14 protein-coding genes are annotated in these 18084 nt (G+C 56.4%); 10 read left to right on the top strand and 4 right to left on the bottom strand.

Features of this window, described 5'->3' with window-relative positions:
- Window positions 1–27: 27 nt before the first annotated feature.
- The 3 genes from AUQ42_RS14920 to AUQ42_RS14910 all read right to left on the bottom strand — a co-directional run bounded on the left by AUQ42_RS14920 (window position 28) and on the right by AUQ42_RS14910 (window position 2260).
- The gene (locus tag AUQ42_RS14920; RefSeq protein ID WP_068519887.1) at window positions 28–357 is read right to left on the bottom strand and encodes an AzlD family protein; all 330 of its coding nucleotides are present in this window, start codon (window positions 355–357) and stop codon (window positions 28–30) included.
- Window positions 354–1184 carry an AzlC family ABC transporter permease gene (locus AUQ42_RS14915; protein ID WP_068519886.1) on the bottom strand — a complete coding sequence of 277 codons (831 nt, stop codon included), beginning with the start codon at window positions 1182–1184 and terminating at the stop codon, window positions 354–356. Before AUQ42_RS14915 ends, AUQ42_RS14920 begins: the two co-directional genes overlap by 4 nt.
- A 167-nt stretch (window positions 1185–1351) precedes the next feature.
- Window positions 1352–2260, bottom strand: coding sequence for a LysR family transcriptional regulator (locus AUQ42_RS14910; RefSeq protein ID WP_068519885.1), 909 nt, complete (start codon window positions 2258–2260; stop codon window positions 1352–1354).
- A gap of 182 nt (window positions 2261–2442) precedes the next feature.
- Here AUQ42_RS14910 and AUQ42_RS14905 point away from each other — a divergent pair, with 182 nt between their 5' ends.
- From AUQ42_RS14905 to AUQ42_RS14880, 6 genes are all read left to right on the top strand, one after another.
- Window positions 2443–3543, top strand: coding sequence for a PotD/PotF family extracellular solute-binding protein (locus AUQ42_RS14905; protein WP_068519884.1), 1101 nt, complete (start codon window positions 2443–2445; stop codon window positions 3541–3543).
- Window positions 3544–3684: 141 nt separating this feature from the next.
- Window positions 3685–4734 carry an ABC transporter ATP-binding protein gene (locus tag AUQ42_RS14900; RefSeq protein WP_068519883.1) on the top strand — a complete coding sequence of 350 codons (1050 nt, stop codon included), beginning with the start codon at window positions 3685–3687 and terminating at the stop codon, window positions 4732–4734.
- Window positions 4731–5582, top strand: a complete 852-nt coding sequence (locus AUQ42_RS14895) for an ABC transporter permease (protein WP_068519882.1) — start codon at window positions 4731–4733, stop codon at window positions 5580–5582. The genes AUQ42_RS14900 and AUQ42_RS14895 overlap by 4 nt, the downstream gene beginning before the upstream one ends.
- Window positions 5579–6385 carry an ABC transporter permease gene (locus AUQ42_RS14890; protein WP_068519881.1) on the top strand — a complete coding sequence of 269 codons (807 nt, stop codon included), beginning with the start codon at window positions 5579–5581 and terminating at the stop codon, window positions 6383–6385. The genes AUQ42_RS14895 and AUQ42_RS14890 overlap by 4 nt, the downstream gene beginning before the upstream one ends.
- 65 nt (window positions 6386–6450) lie before the next feature.
- Window positions 6451–7503, top strand: a complete 1053-nt coding sequence (gene speB, locus AUQ42_RS14885) for an agmatinase (RefSeq protein WP_068519880.1) — start codon at window positions 6451–6453, stop codon at window positions 7501–7503.
- Window positions 7504–7506: 3 nt separating this feature from the next.
- Entirely contained in the window at window positions 7507–8310 is an 804-nt protein-coding gene (locus AUQ42_RS14880) for a carbon-nitrogen hydrolase family protein (protein ID WP_068519879.1), read from the top strand.
- Between the two features lie 74 nt (window positions 8311–8384).
- Here the strand turns inward: AUQ42_RS14880 and AUQ42_RS14875 are convergent, their stop codons facing one another.
- Complete coding sequence (locus AUQ42_RS14875) at window positions 8385–9266, bottom strand: AraC family transcriptional regulator (RefSeq protein ID WP_231856785.1); 882 nt, start codon at window positions 9264–9266, stop codon at window positions 8385–8387.
- Window positions 9267–9800: 534 nt separating this feature from the next.
- On the opposite strand from AUQ42_RS14875, the gene AUQ42_RS14870 reads away from it, so the two are divergent.
- From AUQ42_RS14870 to AUQ42_RS14855, 4 genes are all read left to right on the top strand, one after another.
- Window positions 9801–11918 (top strand): methyl-accepting chemotaxis protein, encoded by a 2118-nt coding sequence (locus AUQ42_RS14870; RefSeq protein WP_068519877.1) that lies wholly within the window; start codon window positions 9801–9803, stop codon window positions 11916–11918.
- Between the two features lie 309 nt (window positions 11919–12227).
- A complete protein-coding gene (locus tag AUQ42_RS14865; protein ID WP_068519876.1) occupies window positions 12228–13385 on the top strand; it encodes an efflux RND transporter periplasmic adaptor subunit in 1158 nt (385 codons plus the stop codon).
- Between the two features lie 2 nt (window positions 13386–13387).
- Entirely contained in the window at window positions 13388–16582 is a 3195-nt protein-coding gene (locus AUQ42_RS14860) for an efflux RND transporter permease subunit (RefSeq protein ID WP_068519875.1), read from the top strand.
- Window position 16583: 1 nt separating this feature from the next.
- On the top strand, window positions 16584–18035 hold the full coding sequence (locus AUQ42_RS14855; protein ID WP_068520011.1) for an efflux transporter outer membrane subunit: 1452 nt from the start codon (window positions 16584–16586) through the stop codon (window positions 18033–18035).
- The last annotated feature ends 49 nt before the right edge of the window (window positions 18036–18084 follow it).

Here is an 18084-nt window from a genome sequence, read left to right as displayed (position 1 = left end):
GCTTTTTTATTGCAATGACGCTGTTGTCTACGTGCCGATAAAATATCGCCCGACCGCCACCAGAACCATCCCCACGGCCATTGCCGCAAACAGGTTGCGCGCAAGCGCCATGGTAACGACTGTTGCTGCCGCACCGGCAATGCCGATGGCCCCGGCCGAAAGTGCGCTGGGTACCCAGACCGAAATCAGAACCGCACCGGGCAGACGTTCGAGCACATGCGCCCAGCGGCCATGTTGCGGCAACCGATCGGCCATCAAAAGCCCGCCCAGACGCATGCCATATGTTACAGCCGCCATGCCAAGGATGGTCAAAACGGCTTCAAGGCTGAAAGTCGTCAGATCAGGGAACTGGGTCATTTGCCGGCCTCCGGGCTGAGGGTCGCTCTGTTGCCGGTATCGCCGGTGTTGACGGTGCCTTCGGGTGCGCCATAGGCATCGCGGCCTTCAACGGCAAATTCGGCCTCAAGACTGTCATCATCCATATCCGGGCGCCATGTCAGGGCCGCGGTGACAACACCGGCCCCCGCCCCGGCCAGGATCGACCAGGTGCCGGGCAGGGTATAATGCCCGATGATGGACCCGATCGCCGCGGCCACCCATGGCAAAAGGTCAACCTTGCCCTTCCACATGCCAATGGTCAGGGCGGCAAAAACCGCGGTAAAGGCGAAATCAAGCGCATAGACTTCCGGGTCGGGAATACCCCCGCCCAGCATGTAACCGGCAATATTGCCCGTGGCCCAGACCACACCAAGAAAGATCCCGCCACCCAGCAGAAAGCCCGGATTGGCAAGGTTTGGCTGGGTCATGGTCACCGCCCAGTTTTCATCGGCAACCATATGCATGCCGCAAATCTTGACCCAAAGCGGACGGCCGCGAAATACCGGGCGAAGCGACGCACCAATCAGGATATAGCGCATATTGATCACCGCTGTTGCGATGATGATGGTGGCGGCCGGAATGGTTTCGCGCCACAGATCAACAGATACGAATTGGGCTGATCCGGCAAAGACCGTCAGGCTCATGAAGAGAAGTTCGCCCAGCGACAAGCCGCGCTGTGACGCAAGAACGCCAAGCACCGCTCCAAAGATAATGGTGCTTGGCAAAAGTGGCAGACACGCAATCGCGCCGCGTCTGATGGTATCAGGGTCGAAATGCCCGATTTGGGCAGGTCCGGGGCGTGACATTTCCGACATTTCCTATTTGTTTTATGCGCCAGTTCATTTGGGGGCGACTGGCGGTTCCGGTTTGCTGGTGGGCGAGGAGCCAAGTCTTACAGGCTCCACTATCGGGCAGATCAGACAGGACGTATTGGACGATATTGCTATTGCCCGATCAGGCGGTGATGTGAAATTCACACCCGCTTTGCGCCAAAGTCTTCGATCAGAAGGTCAAGAAACAGCTCGGCAACCGGATCAAGCTGCTTGTTGGAATCAAAGCTTGCCTGAAACATTGCCTCGACAAAGAACTGATCGGGGCGGATCGGGCGCATCCGCCCGGCTTCGACGAACTGTTTGGCATAATGTTCGGGCAAATAGCCCAGAAACGCACCCGACAGAATCAGGCGTGCCTCGGCCTCCATATCCGAAACCGTGGCGTGCGGGCGGGCGATCGCAAAATCCTTAAGGTCGCGGCCAAGCCAGAATTTCCGCCCGACAATCCGGAAACGCCGGATTTCGTCAATGTCGATTTCACTGTCGGGCTGATGATAAAGCGGGTGATCCACCCCGCAATAAAACCGGTGCATTTCCGGATAAAGCGAGATGTAGCTTAACCCCAGAACCGTCTTGGGAAAGGCACAGACACCGACCTGAATGGCGCCGGTCACGACTTCGCGCAGCAAATCATTGGGCGGATAGGTCACAACATTCAATGTTACATCCGGGGCCTGTTCGACAAAACGCGCGATGGTTTTTTCAATCTGGCGCGCCCCCGGATCGGTGATAGTGTTATCGGTCAAACCGATGGTCAATGTGCCATTAAGCTTGTCGCGGAGCGAACGCATCTTGGTTTCATAATGCGATACCGATTTGAACAGGCGATGGGCTTCTTCGAATACCACCTGACCTTCACGGGTCAGGGAAAAGCCGCTGCGCCCACGTTTGCACAGGCTAAATCCAAGCCTTGTTTCAAGGGCGGTGACATAACTTGAAATGGTCGAAAGCGACAGATTGAGTTCGCTTTGTGCGGCGGCAAATCCGCCGGCTTCAACGATGGTCAGAAAAATACGTAAAAGCTTGAGATCGGTTTGTTCCATCGCCATTCCGACACATCCCCCGTGACTTACTTTGAAGAATCCCAAAGTAAGTTTCAGCATTACGTGATTTTTTCGGGTCGCGCAATTTGATCTGCTAGGCAAACGACATCGCTGTTCTGGGAAAAGGCGGTGGCAAGAAACAAAAACACAGGCGGGCCAAGACCCGCCAATTATCAGAGGTGGATCACATGGACGACATGAAAAAGGGTATCAGCCGCCGTTCCGTGCTGGCAGGGATTGCTGGCGGTTCTGCGGTTGCGATGGCGGGGATCACGGGTTTTCCGGGCATTCTGAAAGCCCAGGAAAAAAGCCTCAAGATCGGGGCTTATGGCGGGTATTTCAAAGACAGCTTTGACAAGCATATCTTCCCGGAATTCACCAAGGCGACCGGCATTGCAGTCGAATCGATTGCCCAGCCGACGGGCGAAGCATGGCTGGTGCAGCTTGAACAGGCAGCGCGCGCCGGTCAGGCACCTGCCGACGTATCGATGATTTCACAGGTCAGCATGCTGCGCGGTTCGACGGCTGGCATCTGGGCGAAACTTGATCCGGCCAAAATGCCCAATGTTGCAAATGTCATCCCGGCCTTTATCAACAAATATGATGATGGCAGTGTTTGCGGGGTTGGTGCGGTTACCTGGTACATCACCCTTGTTTCCAACTCTGACGTGATTGGCGAAGCACCGACCAGCTGGGCCGAACTTTGGAAACCCGAACGTGAAGGCCAGCTTGGTCTTCTTGCGCTTGTCACCAACTCCTTCCTGCTGGATGTCACGGCCAAGACCTATTTCGGTGGTCAGGAAATCCTTGATACCGAAGAAGGCATTCTCAAGGTCATGGACAAGCTGGCCGAACTTAAAGACAACGTGCAGCTTTGGTATCGTGACGAAGCCCAGTTCGAACAGGCACTCAAATCGGGTGAAATCCCGATGGGCCAGTATTACCACGATGTTGCCGGTCTTGCGGCGGCCAATGGTTATCCGGTGCGCTCGACCTTCCCCAAAGAAGGCGGCATTAACGATTCCGGCAGCTGGGCGGTTTCCAAGGCTTCTGAAAAGCTCGATCTGGCCCATGTCTTTATCGATTTCATGAGCCAGCCGGAAATCCAGGCATTGCTGTCGCGCAAGGTCGGCACATCCCCGACCATTCCGCGGGCCAAAACCGGCCTGACCGATGCCGAATTCGCGTCGGTTTCCTCGGAAATCGAACCGATCATTCCGCGTTATGACATGTATCAGCAGCGCGCCGACTGGCTGTCGCAGAAATGGACCGAACTGATTGTTGGCTAATCGCCAATCAGGGTCCGGCTTTTAACAGCTGATCTTGCAGACAGGCAGCATGCCCGGGGTGCAAATCACCCTGCCGGTCATCGACCATGGCCACGGCATGCTGCCTGGTTGCCTTGTCCAATGTCATAAACAGGATGCCCAATGTCTGGTCTGGTCTTTGATTCCATCGAAAAGAAGTTCGGTGACTTTACCGCCGTTCATGAAACCAGCCTTACGATCCCCAACGGGAAATTTGTGTGTCTTCTGGGGCCGTCGGGCTGTGGAAAGACGACCTTGCTGCGGATGATTGCCGGGCTCGAAGATCCGACCCATGGCCGGATCTTGCTTGAAGGAAACGATGTCACGCGCATTCCCACCCATCAGCGTGACTTCGGCATGGTGTTTCAGAACCTGGCGCTTTTCCCGCATCTGACGGTGGGCGAAAATATCGCCTATCCGTTGCGTATTCGCGGCGGATCAAAGGCCGATTGTTTCAAGGCGGTCAAACGTCTTCTCGAACTGGTGCAATTGCCAGATATGGCTGACCGTCCGGTCGCCAAACTGTCCGGCGGACAGCGCCAGCGCGTGGCGATTGCCCGTGCGCTTGCACTTGAACCCAAACTTTTCCTGCTTGATGAACCGCTTTCGGCACTGGATGCCAAATTGCGCGAAAGCATGCAGATCGAACTCAAACAGCTTCAGCAAAAGCTGGGTATTACCACCATTGTCGTCACCCATGACCAGCGCGAAGCCATGACCATGGCCGATCTGGTGGTGGTGATGTCCCAGGGCAAGGTTCATCAGGTTGCCCCGCCGGTCGAAATTTATCGCAAACCCAAGGATGCCTTTGTTGCCGACTTTATCGGCATGACCAATCTGATTACCGGGCGGGTCAACGGGGCGGACCAGATCGCCGTTGCCGGTGGTGTGTTGCTGGCCGATGATGTCCCGGCATCGGGGGATGTGACCATTTCAGTCAGGCCGGAAAATATCCGCCTTGCAAAAGATGACGGGGCAAATGCCCCGGGCATTTTGACAGGAACGGTGTCCTATATCCGTGATCTTGGTGCCAGTATCGAATTTTATCTTGATGTGTCCGGTCAACAGATTACCGCGATAACCACCCCGTCAGACCGCCCCGACGTTACGGCAGGTGACCGGGTTTCTGTGTCCTTCCCGCGGGAAGCCTGTGTGGTGTTGGGGGACGCATGAAGCTTAAACCGCAAAAATATGCCGATTACGCCACCATCGCATTCCCGGCCGGAATGCTGACGGTTTTCTTTGTGATCCCGTTCGGGATCATGATTGCCGTTTCATTCTTTCAGCGCGTGCAGGGGGCGTTTTACGAACCGGCCTTTGTTTTTGAAAACTATGCGCGCTTTCTGACAGGGTTCTTTGGTGGAATTCTGGGCTTTTCGATTGGTTTGGCGGCACTGGTGGCGGTGGTTTCGGTCGTTCTGGCCTTCCCGTTCACCTATATCCTGACCCGTATGAGCCGTCAGGCACAGGTTGTCTGGCTGGTGTTTCTTCTATCGGTGTTGTCGCTGTCAGAAGTCCTGATCGGCTTTGGCTGGTCGACCTTGCTGTCACGGACGGCCGGGATCACCAATCTTCTGGTGTCGCTGGGGATCATGGACAAACCGATGTCCTTGTCGCCCGGTTTCGGCGCGGTCATGACCGGTATGGTCTATCAGACATTCCCCTATACCGTGCTGGTGCTGTATCCCGCCCTGTCGCGTCTTGACCCGTCCCTGGTCGAAGCCGCCCGGACTCTGGGATCCGGACCGGTTCGCAGCTTTGCCAATGTTGTGGTGCCAGCCCTTCGCAACAGCATCGTTTCCACCCTGATCATGGTGTTTGTCTTTGCGCTGGGCTGCTATCTGTTGCCGCAATTGCTGGGCAAACCGTCCCACTGGACATTGTCGGTTCTGATCACGGATCAGGCGATCTATCAATCCAACATGCCATTTGCAGCGGCAATGGCGGTATTTCTGGTGCTGGTCAGTCTGTCGCTTGTCGCGATCTCGTTGCTCTATGGCAAAAAGGAGCACGCGGCATGATCAACAAATTTGTCCTGCGTCTGTTTCTTGGATCGCTTGTGCTGTTTCTGTCGGCGCCGCTTGTCGTGGTTGCCGGGGTGTCATTCAACGAAAAGAAATCGCTGTCCTTCCCGCCACAGGGTTTCTCGCTGGACTGGTATGCCCAGATTTTTACCGATGACGGTTGGCGTCAGGCCCTGTTTAACAGTGTCGGTGTGGCGATCGGGGCATCCTGTCTTTCGGTGATTGTCGCCTTTCCGCTGGCATGGTTCCTGTGGCGGTTTCATGCGCCCTGGGCGCGGATTGTCCAGGTGCTCGGACTGGCACCGTTTATCTTGCCCCCGGTCATAACTGCGCTTGGGTTCCTGAGTTTCTGGACAACGGCCGGGGCCTATGGGCAGCCATGGACGGTGGTGATCAGTCACGGCATTTTCTTTGTCACCTTGCCGCTGGTCACGCTCACACTCGGGTTTGATGCCGTTGATGACAGTCTGGTCGAAGCAGCCGCCACCATGGGCGCTGATGACAAGACCATTCTGCGCACCGTGATCCTGCCTTTGATCCTGCCCTATATCATTTCGGGCATGGCCTTTGCGTTCGTGCTGTCGCTCAATGAATATATCGTTGCCTATATGGCGGTCGGCTTCACGGTCGAGACCCTGCCGATCAAGATCTTCAATTCCCTGCGATATGGCTATACGCCGACCATGGCGTCCGTGACGGTCCTGTTTGTGGCTGTGGCGGTGATTGTGTTCGGCCTGATTGCACGTTTTGGCGATTTGCCACGATTGCTTGGCGCCTGGCGCCATGACGAGGATGGCTGATGCAAATTTTGATCTGCCATATCCCCAACAATAAACGTCCCACCCGACCCTAGGAGGCCACCATCATGAACAGTGAAAAACTCGCAAAACTGCGCGAGAAATATGGCAACGCCAAAGGCGGCGACATGTTCGATCCGCACTTCAAGGAAGTGGCCGAAACCCAGTTTTCCGCAAGCGGCGAACGCAAATGGCCGTTTGCCGGCGTGCCGACTTTCCTTGATGCGCCTTTTGCCCCCGATGCGGCAAAAAACAACTTTGATGGTCTGGATGTTGCCCTTGTCGGGGTGCCGATGGATTTGGGCGTGACGAACCGGGCAGGCGCACGTCTTGGTCCGCGTGCAGTGCGCAACATCGAACGCATTGGCCCGTATGAACATGTGTTGCGCATGGTGCCCGGTGCCCATTGCAATGTTGCCGATATCGGCGATGTGCCGTTCCGCAGCCGCTTCTCGCTTGAAAGCTGTCACGAAGACATCGTCGATTACTTCAGCAAAATCGTTGATGCTGGGGTGATCCCGATTGCCGTTGGCGGTGATCATTCGATCAGCTATTCGATCCAGCGCGCTGTTGGCAAGGACCGCCCGGTCGGCATGATCCATCTTGATGCCCATTGCGATACCAGCGGCGAATATGAAGGGGCCAAGTTCCATCATGGCGGCCCGTTCCGCCAGTCGGTGATGGACGGGGTTCTTGATCCGGAACGCACCATCCAGATCGGCATTCGCGGCGGGGCGGAATATCTTTGGGAATTTTCCTATGACAGCGGCATGACCGTCATCCATGCCGAAGAAGTCCCGAAAATGGGGGTCGATGCGGTGATTGCCAAGGCACGCGAAGTGATTGGCGATGGCCCGGTCTATCTTTCATTCGATGTGGATTGTCTTGATCCGTCCTTTGCGCCGGGGACAGGCACGCCTGAAATCGGTGGTCTGACTTCGCGTGAGGCACTGGCGATTTTGCGCGGGCTCAAGGGGCTTGATTTTGTTGGTGCCGATATTGTCGAGGTTGCCCCGCAATATGATGCCACCACCAATACCGCCCATGTCGGTGCCCAGGTGCTGTTTGAAGAACTGTGTCTGGTGACCGATGCAATCAAACGCCGCAAGGGTGAGGGATAAGTCATGAAAATCGCGGTTTATCAGTCCGGCCAGGACGCAGTCATTGATAAACCGACCCGGATCGCGAACCTTGCGCGCCGCGCGCGTGAGGCCCGCGATGCCGGTGCTGATCTGATCATCGCCCCCGAGATGTATCTGACCGGTTATAATATCGGGCGCGCCGCCATTCTTGCGGAATCTGAAAAACTGTCGGGTGACAGCCTTACCGCGGTAAGCCGGATGGCACGCGAAACCGGAATTGCCATTGTTGTCGGCTTTGGCGAACTGGGCGATGACGGGCGCAATTACAATGCCTGTGCGCTATTTGACAAGACTGGCAAACGCCGGTTGCTGCATCGGAAAATCCAGCTGTTTGGCGATCTTGATCGCAGTTGCTTTGCACCGGGCAACAACCTGCCGCTGGTGGTGGACTGGAACGGCATCAAGGTCTCGATGCTGATTTGCTATGACGTCGAATTTCCCGAACTGGTGCGCAGCATCGCGCTTAAGGGATGTGATCTTTTGCTGGTGCCGACCGCCCAGATGGCACCTTTTGACCGGGTCGCCGAAATGATGGTGCCGATCCGTGCGATGGAAAGTCAGATGTTTCTGGCCTATGCCAATCGCTGTGATCAGGAAGGCGATCTGGATTATGTCGGCAAAAGCGTGATTTGCAGCCCCTGGTCCGACCTTGAGCGCGCCGGCGGGGAAGATTGCCTGATCCTTGCCGATCTTGATTTTGACGCCTTGAAAAAATCGCGCACGGAATTTCCCTATCTCGCCGATCGTCGCCCGGAAAGCTATGCCGGGTTGCTCGACGAAAACTGATCGGCGCAGGAATCGCGATCAACCGCGATGCATCATCAAGGCATCTTGAAATGATCCGTGATCAGGCGTGATCATCAGGCCTTGCGGTCAAGGCTTGCGATAAAGGCACCAGGACTGACGCCCCACATGGTTTTGAAATGCCGGTTCAGGTGACTTTGATCGGCAAAGCCGGTGGCCGCGGCCGCATCGGCGATTGTGGCGCCGTCAAACAGCATGCGTTTGGCCCGGCGCAAGCGCATGTGATTGAAATAGGCATGGGGCGGAAGTCCGGTTGCCTCGCGAAATACGCGCAACAGATGGAACCGGCTCAGCCCGGTGATGGTTGCCAGATCTTCAAGCGCGATATTTTCATCAAGATGGGCCGCCATATAGTCGATCACGGTCTGCACGCGCTTGTCTTCCGATCCCGGGCGATAGACAAAGGGCGGCGCATCCGCATGGCGCAGGGCCAGACGTGCCGCACTGTAAAGAAGCTGGCTGTCGCGTTCGAGCAAGCTTGTCGTTGCCGACAAATCCGGGCGGAACATGCGATGAAGCTGCTGCAATTGCAGATGCAGTTCCCGATCATCGACCACACAATTTCCAAAAAACGGAAGCCCGGTATTGGTCGGGGATAATTCATGCACCAGATCGCCGAAAATCTCGGGTGCGATGAACATGATCTGATACTGATACCCGTCATCGGATGCCGGGCCGCCATCATGGACCTGCATCGGGTTCATCATCAGAAGTTGTCCGCGCGATGCGACATAATTGGTCCCGCGCGTCATGAACTGTTCCGCCCCGTTCAGGATGGTGCCGAACGCGTAATAGTCATGGCTGTGCTTGGGAAAGGTGAAATTCTTGTAATCGGCTTCGAACAAATCAATGCCGTCGGCTGCCCGCCAGTGACGGGCAATCTCGCGGGGGCGCCGGGCCGCAGTCGGATGCGGTCGTGCGGCACCATTATGCGGCAAACCTGTTCCCATGGGCCAAGTATAGCGCCAAAAAATCCCCCGGCTTGAACAATATTGTCACCGTGACATTTTCGGCCTGGGCCTGGGCCTGGGCCTGTTCTTGCTCTTGCTCTTGCTCTTGCTCTTGCTCTTGCTCTTGCTCTTGCTCTTGCTCTTGCTCTTGCTCTTGCTATATCCGGGCTCTTTCGCTGCTGGCTATCGGCTGCTTTTGCCAATCCGCCATCATGTGTCCGGCGACGGCCGGGCAGGGTTTCACCCATGTTCGCCGCCCCGAACAGCTGCGAGTCGCCGCCGATCCTTGAAAAGTTCCAGAAACAGCGCCTTTGACAGGGTATCGGTCGTCCTCAACAGATGTATAGGGCGATGTTCATATGAACATTTTGGTGCGCGATTCCTGTTGTTTTGCACCTGCGAAGTGATCGGAACGGTCAGGAATGGCGCGACAAATGCGGATTTCATCTAAGTGTTACAAAACGAAGCGATGCGCCGTTGTAAGGATCGCGCCAAACGTCCCATTTTCTGTTTGGATCTTACATGTTTCTTGATCGAATTCGCATTGGATCACGCATCTTTGCAGGCTTCTTTGTTCTGGTTGTCCTGCTTGTCGGCCTCAGTGCACTGTCTTCGACATATCTGCTTGGCTTCGGGGCCCATGCCGACCGCATCGCCAAAAGCACAAGCCTTGTTGGTCTTGCCAATGACTACGCCCTGAAACTTGAACGCCTGTCAAACCAGGTTCTTCTGTTTGCCCAAACCGTCGATCCGCTTGATCGCGAAGGCATCGCGACCATCCGCCAGAGTGCCGAACAAAGCGGCGCGACCCTGGTTGAAGCCCTGCGGGCATCAGGTGATGTCGCCCGTGCCGACACACTCGAAAGTCTGAGTGCCGATTACATCGCGACCCTTGAGCCATTGGTGCTGCGGGCCGAAAACCTGACCGCCGCATCCGACACCATGTTGCTGGGTGCCAATCAGCTTGGCAAATCGGCCGCCAAACTCGAAGAATTCATCGCCAAGCGCGATCCCGAAATCGCCGACAAGTTCGGTGACAAGCTGGGCGAGGCCAATCTGGCCGCCATCGTCAACAGCCTGCAATATTCCATCCTGCGCACGCCGGAATCCCTTGATCAGGCGCGCGCGAACACATCGGCACTGACCGATCTTCAGGATGAAATCAAAAACGCGGTCGGCAAATTGTCCCGCAATGACAAAAAGCTTTTCTCCTATGCAGTGCGTGACAATGACCTTCTCAAACAGGGTGCAAACCAGCTTGAAGGCTCAATCGGCGGGTTCCGCCAGTCGATGGATGATTTCAAATCCGCCGTCCGCGAAGTTCAGACCATCACCCAGAATATCCGTGCCGAAGCCATGGAACATCAGACCATTCTGGTTGATGCGGCCCACGCGCAATCGGAAAAATCCGCACTGACCAACATCATCGTTGCGGCAATCGGCGTTGCGCTGGCCCTGGCGTTGGCGCTTGGCATCGCCATGAGCATCCTGCGCCCGCTCAAACGTGTGAATGGCGACATGACACGCCTGAGTGAAAATGACACCGACATCGATCTGGTTGATATCGACCGTCGTGATGAATTCGGTGCCATGTCGCGTACCGTTGCGATCTTCCGCGAAAATGCGCTCAAGATCGAACAGATGGCCGAAGAACGCATCACCCTGCAACGGATCGAAGAAGAAAAACGCCGCGCATCCCTTGGTGCCATGGCCGAAACCATCGAAGGTGAAACCACCGGTCTGGTCAAATCGGTCAACCATCAGGTCACCCGCATGCGCGAAGCCGTGACCGAAGTTGCCGCGGCTGCCGAACGTGTCACCACCCAGACCCAGAATGCCACCGATGCCGCACAGGACAGCCAGTCGCATTCCAACGCAATTGGCGATGCGGCCATTCGCCTGACCGAAGCCATCGGGTCCATTGCAAACCGCGTCGAACGTCAGCGCGAAATTGCCCAGAATGCGGTTGGCTCCACCGAACAATCGGCCAAGGCGGTCGATGACCTGCGCGAAGTCGCACTCAGCATCGAACAGATTGTCGATCTGATCCGCGGCATTGCTGGTCAAACCAACCTTCTGGCCCTGAACGCCACGATCGAGGCCGCCCGTGCCGGCGAAGCGGGCAAAGGCTTTGCCGTTGTCGCGGCCGAGGTCAAAAACCTTGCCGGTCAGACCGAACGCGCCACCGAGCAAATCACCGAACATGTCAATGCCATGGGGGCTGTGACCGACCGGTGTGTTGCATCGATGGAAGATGTCGGCGTGACCGTGCGCTCAATGATGTCGATTTCCGATGAAGTCGCAGGCGACGTTGAACATCAGCGCCGCGAGACCGAGGAAATTACCGGTGCCATCGCACTGGCCGGGGATGCGGTGCGCAATGTCGGTGCTGCCATTGTCGAAGTCTCCAATGACATCGAAGTCACCCGGAAGCTCAGCCTTGATCTTAACCGTCGGGCGGACGAGGTCGAACGCAATGTGACCGAACTGACCGCATCGCTTGATCGTGCTGTGGCCTCGGCCGCAAGCGACGATGATGCATCGGGCAACGATGATCCGGCCCTTGATGACGGTTCTGACATCTGGCAACAGGACAATCTGGTGGCATTTCCGAAATCCGGGATGTTGGGCGCTGCCTGATCACGCCTTTGTTTTCAAACAATTGGCCCGCACGTCACTTTGACTGTGTGGGCCAATTGTATTTTGATGTCACCATGGATCAAAACAGCGACCAAATCGTGCAGAAAGATACAAACTGCGACGTTTCTGATACACTTTTTCTGTGGTTCTGCCCAACCGGTTGCAATATCTTTCCCGGTACAAGTGTTTCATAAAAAGAACAAGCACCCGTCACGGGTAATGAATTGAAATACGGAAACTTTCCCGGACGGGAACAGGGCTCTCTTGGGGAAGATCATGTGATCTGCCCGACTTGGAAGTATCAATGCGATGGCGCGTAAATCAACGCTTCTGATCGCAGGTGTCGCACTGGTTGCAGTCGCGGCGTCTGCCTATATTTTTGCCAAAGACGAAATCACGGCACTTGTGTCGCCCGGCGCGCCGTCCCAGCAGGCGCAGCAACGCGGCGGTGATGCCGGTGGTGAACGCAGTCTTCCGGTCATTGCCGAATATGCCACGTTGATGGACGAAAAGACCGTTGTTGAATCGGTCGGGACCGGGAAATCCGCACTCGGGGTTTCGATCTATCCGGCTGTTTCGGGCGAAGTATCAGACGTTTTGGTCCGCGCCGGTGACAAGGTCACCAAGGGCCAGGTTCTTGTTATCCTCAATTCCGAACGCGAACGGCTTGCCCGCAACCTTGCCGCGGTTCAGGTCAAGGACGCCGAACAGCTCCTTGCACGCTATGAACAGGCCCGCCCGCTGGGTGCTGTTGCCGCAAGCGAAGTCGATTCTGCGCGGACGGCTCTTGCCGAAGCCCGCATTCAGCTTGATCAGGCCGAAGTCGATCTTGCCGACCGCACCATTCTGGCCCCGTTTGACGGCATCGTCGGCATCCCGCAAATCGAGGCCGGTGACCGTGTCGACAGCTCAACAGTTCTTGTAACCCTTGATAATATCGAAAGCATTCTGGTCGATTTCGAAGTCGCCGAAACCCGGTTTGACAATGTAAAGCCCGGTCAGTCCGTCCGTGTCGAAACCTGGAGCCTGCCCGGCGAACTCTTTACCGGTGTTGTTGATTCCATCGGCAGCCGTATCGACCCCGAAAGTCGCACATTCGCCGTTCGGGCCCGTGTGCCCAATCCCAATGGCCGCCTGCTTGCCGGGATGTCCTTTGCGGTTTATGTCGATATCGAAGGCAAACGATATCCGTCTGTTCCTGAAATCTCTGTGTTGTGGGGCGATGGCGGGACTTATGTCTGGCGTATTGATGATGACAAGGTCGCCCGCATTCCGGTCCGGGTTGTCAAACGTACCAATGGCCGCATCCTGCTTGATGGGCCGATTGCCGATGGCGATCTGATCGTGGTCGAAGGCGTGCTGCGCCTGCGTCCGGGCCGGACGGTTTCGGCCAGTATCCGCAATGACGTCCGCAATGACACCCGCAACGGTGTTGCCACCCGCGAGGGTGACGGTGAGGGATCCTGATCATGACCGATCATTCCGGCAATCAGGATCAGAATGATCTTGCCTCGCTCAGTATCCGCCGTCCGGTGCTGGTCTGTGTTGTTTCCCTGCTGATCATCCTTGCCGGTCTCGCGGCGATGCTGGGTGTGGAAATCCGCGAACTGCCCAACGTTGACCGGCCGACCGTAACCATTACCGCAACCTATAGCGGCGCATCGCCGGAAACTGTCGATGCCGAAGTCACATCGGTTCTTGAAAGTGCTGCCTCACGCGTTAGCGGCGTCAAGGACATCAATTCCCAAAGCGAAGAAGGCAGTTCACGGGTTCGCATCGAATTCTTTCCCGATGTTGAAATCAATGATGCCGCAAGTGACATCCGCGAAGCCGTCAGCCGCGCCACCAGAAGCCTGCCCGACGAGGTCGAGGAAGTCCGGGTGGTCAAGGCCGACGCCGATGCCAGTGCCATCATGCGCATGGCCGTGGTCAGTAACCGCCTGACCGAAGAAGAACTTGCCAATATCGTTGATGACCAGATTTCCCCGGCATTGCTGGCGGTGCCCGGTGTTGCCGAAATCACGGTCAATGGCGACCGCGAAAAGGTCCTGCATGTGCGTGTTGATCCGCTGCGCATTGCAAGTTACGGCCTGTCGGTCAAAGACATCGCCGATGTGTTGCGCACGGCCCAGTTCGATATTCCGGCCGGCAGTTTTGAATCCACCGATCAGAAGCTTTTTGTCCGTGCCGATGCGTCGGTCTGGGAAGTCGACAAACTCAATCAGATGCTCGTCCGTGACAGCATCCTGCTTGGCGATGTTGCCGATATCTATTACGGCCCCGATGATGCGTCTTCCTATGTGCGTCTCGACGGACGTGCGGTGATCGGCCTTGGTGTGGTGCGCCAGGCGCAATCAAACACCATTGCGATTTCCAATGGCATTCGCGATGCGGTCGAACGGCTTAACAATCAGTATGACGATATCGAAATCTTCGTGAACTCCGACGATGCGGTCTTCATCGAAGGGGCCCTTTGGGAAGTGATCACCAGTCTGGCGCTTGCCATCATTATCGTGATCGGTGTGCTGTATCTGTTCCTGCGCTCTTTTTCTGCAACACTGATCCCGACGGTAACCATTCCGATCGCGCTGGTTGGTACGGTCGCCGCGATCTGGGCGATGGGCTTTTCGATCAACATCCTGACCTTGCTGGCACTTGTTCTGGCAACCGGGATGATTGTCGATGACGCGATTGTCGTGCTTGAAAACATTCAGCGCCGCCGTCATCAGGGACTTGGGTCCATGGCCGCTGCGGTGCTTGGCACCCGTCAGGTCTTCTTTGCGGTCATTGCCACCACGCTGACCCTGATTTCGGTTTTCGTGCCGATTTCCTTCCTGCCCAGTACGGCAGGCCGTCTGTTCCGTGAATTCGGTTTCGTTCTGGCCTTTTCGGTGGCGGTATCTTCCTTTGTTGCGCTGACCTTGTGTCCGATGCTGGCATCGCGCCTGAAACATATCGATCCGCATGACGGTGATACAAAGGCCGAACCCAACCTGCTTGAACGGGTCGGGATATTCTTTGCCGGGATTTATCGCGTGATCCTTGAATGGGTGCTGCGCAATCCGGTGATCACCCTGATCATTTGTATCATTGCCGGCGGGATGGCCTTTGGTGCCTATAACGTCGTGACCAAGGAATTGCTGCCCAACGAGGATCGCGGCCGTATCCTGGTATCGCTGCGCGGGCCCGATGGTGTCGGCATTGATTACATGGATCGTCAGGTCGAAGCAGTCGAAAACATTCTTCGCCCGATCGTCGATGCGGGCGAAGCCCAGAATATCTACACGATTGTCGGTCTTTGGGACCCCAACCGTGCGCTGGTGATTGCGCCGCTGGTGCCATGGGATGAACGCGCCAGAAGCCAGCAGGACATCACCAACAGCATCCGCGGCAAGCTTAATGCACTGCCCGGTGTGCAGGCATTTGTTTGGCAACCCAACAGTCTTGGCCTGCGCGGGGGCACCGGCGAAGGATTGCAGTTTGCCCTGACCGGGACCAACTATCGCAATCTTGCTGCCAATGCCCGTGCCCTTCAGACCGAGATCGAAGCAAACAATCCCAATCTGACCGGTATCCGGGTATCCTATCAGACCACCCAGCCACAGCTTCTGGTCAATATTGATCGCAAACGCGCCTTTGATCTGGGCATCGAAATCGATGAACTTGATACAACCTTGCGCGCGATGATCGAAGGATACGAAGTCACCGACATCAATGTTGATGACCAAAGCATCCCGGTCAAATTGCGCAGTGCTGTGGGCAGCATCAATGATCCGTCCGATCTGGAAAATCTGTTTGTCACCGGCACCAATGGTCGCATCCTGCCGCTATCGTCTGTCATCACGCTTAGCGAGGAAGCCGTCGCATCCGAACTTGAACGCGAAGGTCAGCAACGCGCGGTTGGCGTGTCGGCCAACCTGGCACCGGGCTACACCCTTGATCAGGCGGTCAATGACGTCAATGCAGCTGCTGACAAGGTGCTGCCGCCCGGGATTGGTGTTCTGTTCCTCGGGGATGCCGCGGCCCTTGGTGAAACATCAAGTGACGTCCAGATCACCTTCCTGATTGCGGTTCTGGTGGTGCTTCTTGTTCTGGCTGCCCAGTTCGAAAGTTTCATGTCCGCCCTTGTGGTTGTTCTGACCGTGCCATTCGGGCTGGCTGCGGCGATTTTTGCACTCAGTCTCAGTGGCACTTCGATCAATATCTATAGCCAGATCGGGCTTGTGATGCTGGTCGGGCTGATGGCCAAGAACGGCATTCTGGTGGTTGAATTTGCAGATCAGCTGCGTGATTCCGGACGCTCCGTTCGCGAGGCAGTCCATGACGCGGCAATGGTGCGTCTGCGCCCGATCATGATGACGATGATTTCAACGGTTCTGGGCGGACTGCCGCTGGTTCTGGGGTCCGGTGCCGGGGCAGAAGCCCGTGCGGCAATCGGTTGGGTGGTGTTTGGCGGGCTTGGCTTTGCCACCGTCTTTACATTGTTCCTGACACCGGTTCTTTATCTGTTGCTGGCACCGCTTGTTTCCGCACGTGCCGACGGTGGTCTTAAACTGCAAACACAGTTGCGGGCTGCGGAATCCATTCCTGATACGGGTGAAATTCCCGACGAATTCCCGCATGGTCCGGATGGACGCGGCGGCATTGAAGGAAGTGCAAAATAACATGACCAAAAATCGTCTGTTTGCTGTTTCGGGCATCGCACTTCTGACCGCACTTGCCGGGTGCCAGTCCGTCGGGCCGGATTATACTGCGCCGAACTTTGATCTGGTCGGGGCCTATACGCCGGAAGTTCCGGTGATTGCCGCCTCGCAGGCCGATCATGGCCGCTGGTGGGAAAGCACCACCGATCCGGTGCTGCAAAGCCTGATTGACGAAGGTGTGGCCAACAATATCGACCTTAAAATCGCGATTAGCCGTATCCGTGCTGCCGCGGCGGCTGCACGCGGGGTCGGCGCGGCCAATGGTCCGACTGTTGGCGCGTCCCTTGACGGTTCGGCCGAACGGTCAACATCAAGCCGGGCCAGTGGCGATCAGGTCGATGAACTGGGCTATGGCGCGGGGATTGATTTTTCCTGGACGGCGGATATCTGGGGTGGTCAGGCCCGCGAAGAACAGGTCGCCGAGGCCGACTATCTCCGTCAGGTTTATCTGCGCGAAGATGTCTATCGCACCATGATCGCCGATATCATCACCAACTATATCGAATTGCGCGGTGCCCAGAAACGTCTGGCGCTTTTGCAGGATTCGCTCGATCTGCAACGCCAGACCAGCAACATTGTTCAGGTCCGTCTGCAAACCGGTCTTGGCTCCGAGCTTGATCTGTCGCGTGCGCGTGCCGAAGTTTCCGACCTCGAAGCAACCGTACCGACCTTGCAGATCAGCATTGACCGGTCGATCAATGCCATTTCAATACTGGTTGGCGCCCAGCCGGGCACCCATCGCGATTTGCTTCTTGATGCATCGCCATTGCCCGAATTTCAAAGCAGCCCGCCAATCGGCATTCCGGCCGATCTGTTGCGCCGTCGACCCGATGTTCGTGCTGCCGAACTGGCTTTGATCGGGGCCACCTCGCAGATCGGTGTTGAAACCGCCACCCTTTATCCGGAATTGACGCTAAGTGGCTCGCTCGCACTCGGGGTAACGGGGTATGGCACCGGGCCGATTGTCCGAACGGCCATGGCGGCGATTGGCGCACTTCTTGACGCGACCCTTTATGATGGCGGCGAACGCCGTGCCAATATCACGGTCGCCGAAGAAGAAGCCGAGCAGGCGTTTCTGACCTATCGGCAGACGCTTTTGAATGCGATTGATGATGTTGAAAGTGCGATCTATGGCTATGTCGGTGCCATGCAGCAACGTGATTCCCTGATTGCATCTGTTCAGCATCACCGCGATGCCTTCGAACAATCGCGGGTCCGCTATGTTCAGGGGCTGTCTGATTTTCTGGATGTCCTTGATTCCCAGCGCAGCCTGACATCTGCGCTGCAATCGCTGGCCGATGCCGAAACCGATCTCGAACTTGAAACCATCAATCTTTACAGTGCGGCGGGTTTAAGTGTTGAGGATGTCGAACGTTATGCTGCGCAACATGGCGTGACCCTGATCAACGGCTGACACCGGCAATATCGGCAAGGGCACGGAAACCGGCGCGGATTGCGGGACT

Source organism: Thalassospira sp. MCCC 1A02491 (genome assembly GCF_001613785.1).
Taxonomy (GTDB): domain Bacteria; phylum Pseudomonadota; class Alphaproteobacteria; order Rhodospirillales; family Thalassospiraceae; genus Thalassospira; species Thalassospira povalilytica.
The sequence above is the reverse complement of the archived record's forward strand: the minus strand, read 5'-3'. Positions and strand labels throughout refer to the sequence as shown.

What these genes read in the sequence shown, in the direction of transcription:
- AUQ42_RS14920 (WP_068519887.1), bottom strand. Translation starts at nt 357, where the DNA reads ATGACCCAGTTCCCTGATCTGACGACTTTCAGCCTTGAAGCCGTTTTG.
- AUQ42_RS14915 (WP_068519886.1), bottom strand. Translation starts at nt 1,184, where the DNA reads ATGTCACGCCCCGGACCTGCCCAAATCGGGCATTTCGACCCTGATACC.
- AUQ42_RS14910 (WP_068519885.1), bottom strand. Translation starts at nt 2,260, where the DNA reads ATGGCGATGGAACAAACCGATCTCAAGCTTTTACGTATTTTTCTGACC.
- AUQ42_RS14905 (WP_068519884.1), top strand. Translation starts at nt 2,443, where the DNA reads ATGGACGACATGAAAAAGGGTATCAGCCGCCGTTCCGTGCTGGCAGGG.
- AUQ42_RS14900 (WP_068519883.1), top strand. Translation starts at nt 3,685, where the DNA reads ATGTCTGGTCTGGTCTTTGATTCCATCGAAAAGAAGTTCGGTGACTTT.
- AUQ42_RS14895 (WP_068519882.1), top strand. Translation starts at nt 4,731, where the DNA reads ATGAAGCTTAAACCGCAAAAATATGCCGATTACGCCACCATCGCATTC.
- AUQ42_RS14890 (WP_068519881.1), top strand. Translation starts at nt 5,579, where the DNA reads ATGATCAACAAATTTGTCCTGCGTCTGTTTCTTGGATCGCTTGTGCTG.
- speB (WP_068519880.1), top strand. Translation starts at nt 6,451, where the DNA reads ATGAACAGTGAAAAACTCGCAAAACTGCGCGAGAAATATGGCAACGCC.
- AUQ42_RS14880 (WP_068519879.1), top strand. Translation starts at nt 7,507, where the DNA reads ATGAAAATCGCGGTTTATCAGTCCGGCCAGGACGCAGTCATTGATAAA.
- AUQ42_RS14870 (WP_068519877.1), top strand. Translation starts at nt 9,801, where the DNA reads ATGTTTCTTGATCGAATTCGCATTGGATCACGCATCTTTGCAGGCTTC.
- AUQ42_RS14865 (WP_068519876.1), top strand. Translation starts at nt 12,228, where the DNA reads ATGGCGCGTAAATCAACGCTTCTGATCGCAGGTGTCGCACTGGTTGCA.
- AUQ42_RS14860 (WP_068519875.1), top strand. Translation starts at nt 13,388, where the DNA reads ATGACCGATCATTCCGGCAATCAGGATCAGAATGATCTTGCCTCGCTC.
- AUQ42_RS14855 (WP_068520011.1), top strand. Translation starts at nt 16,584, where the DNA reads ATGACCAAAAATCGTCTGTTTGCTGTTTCGGGCATCGCACTTCTGACC.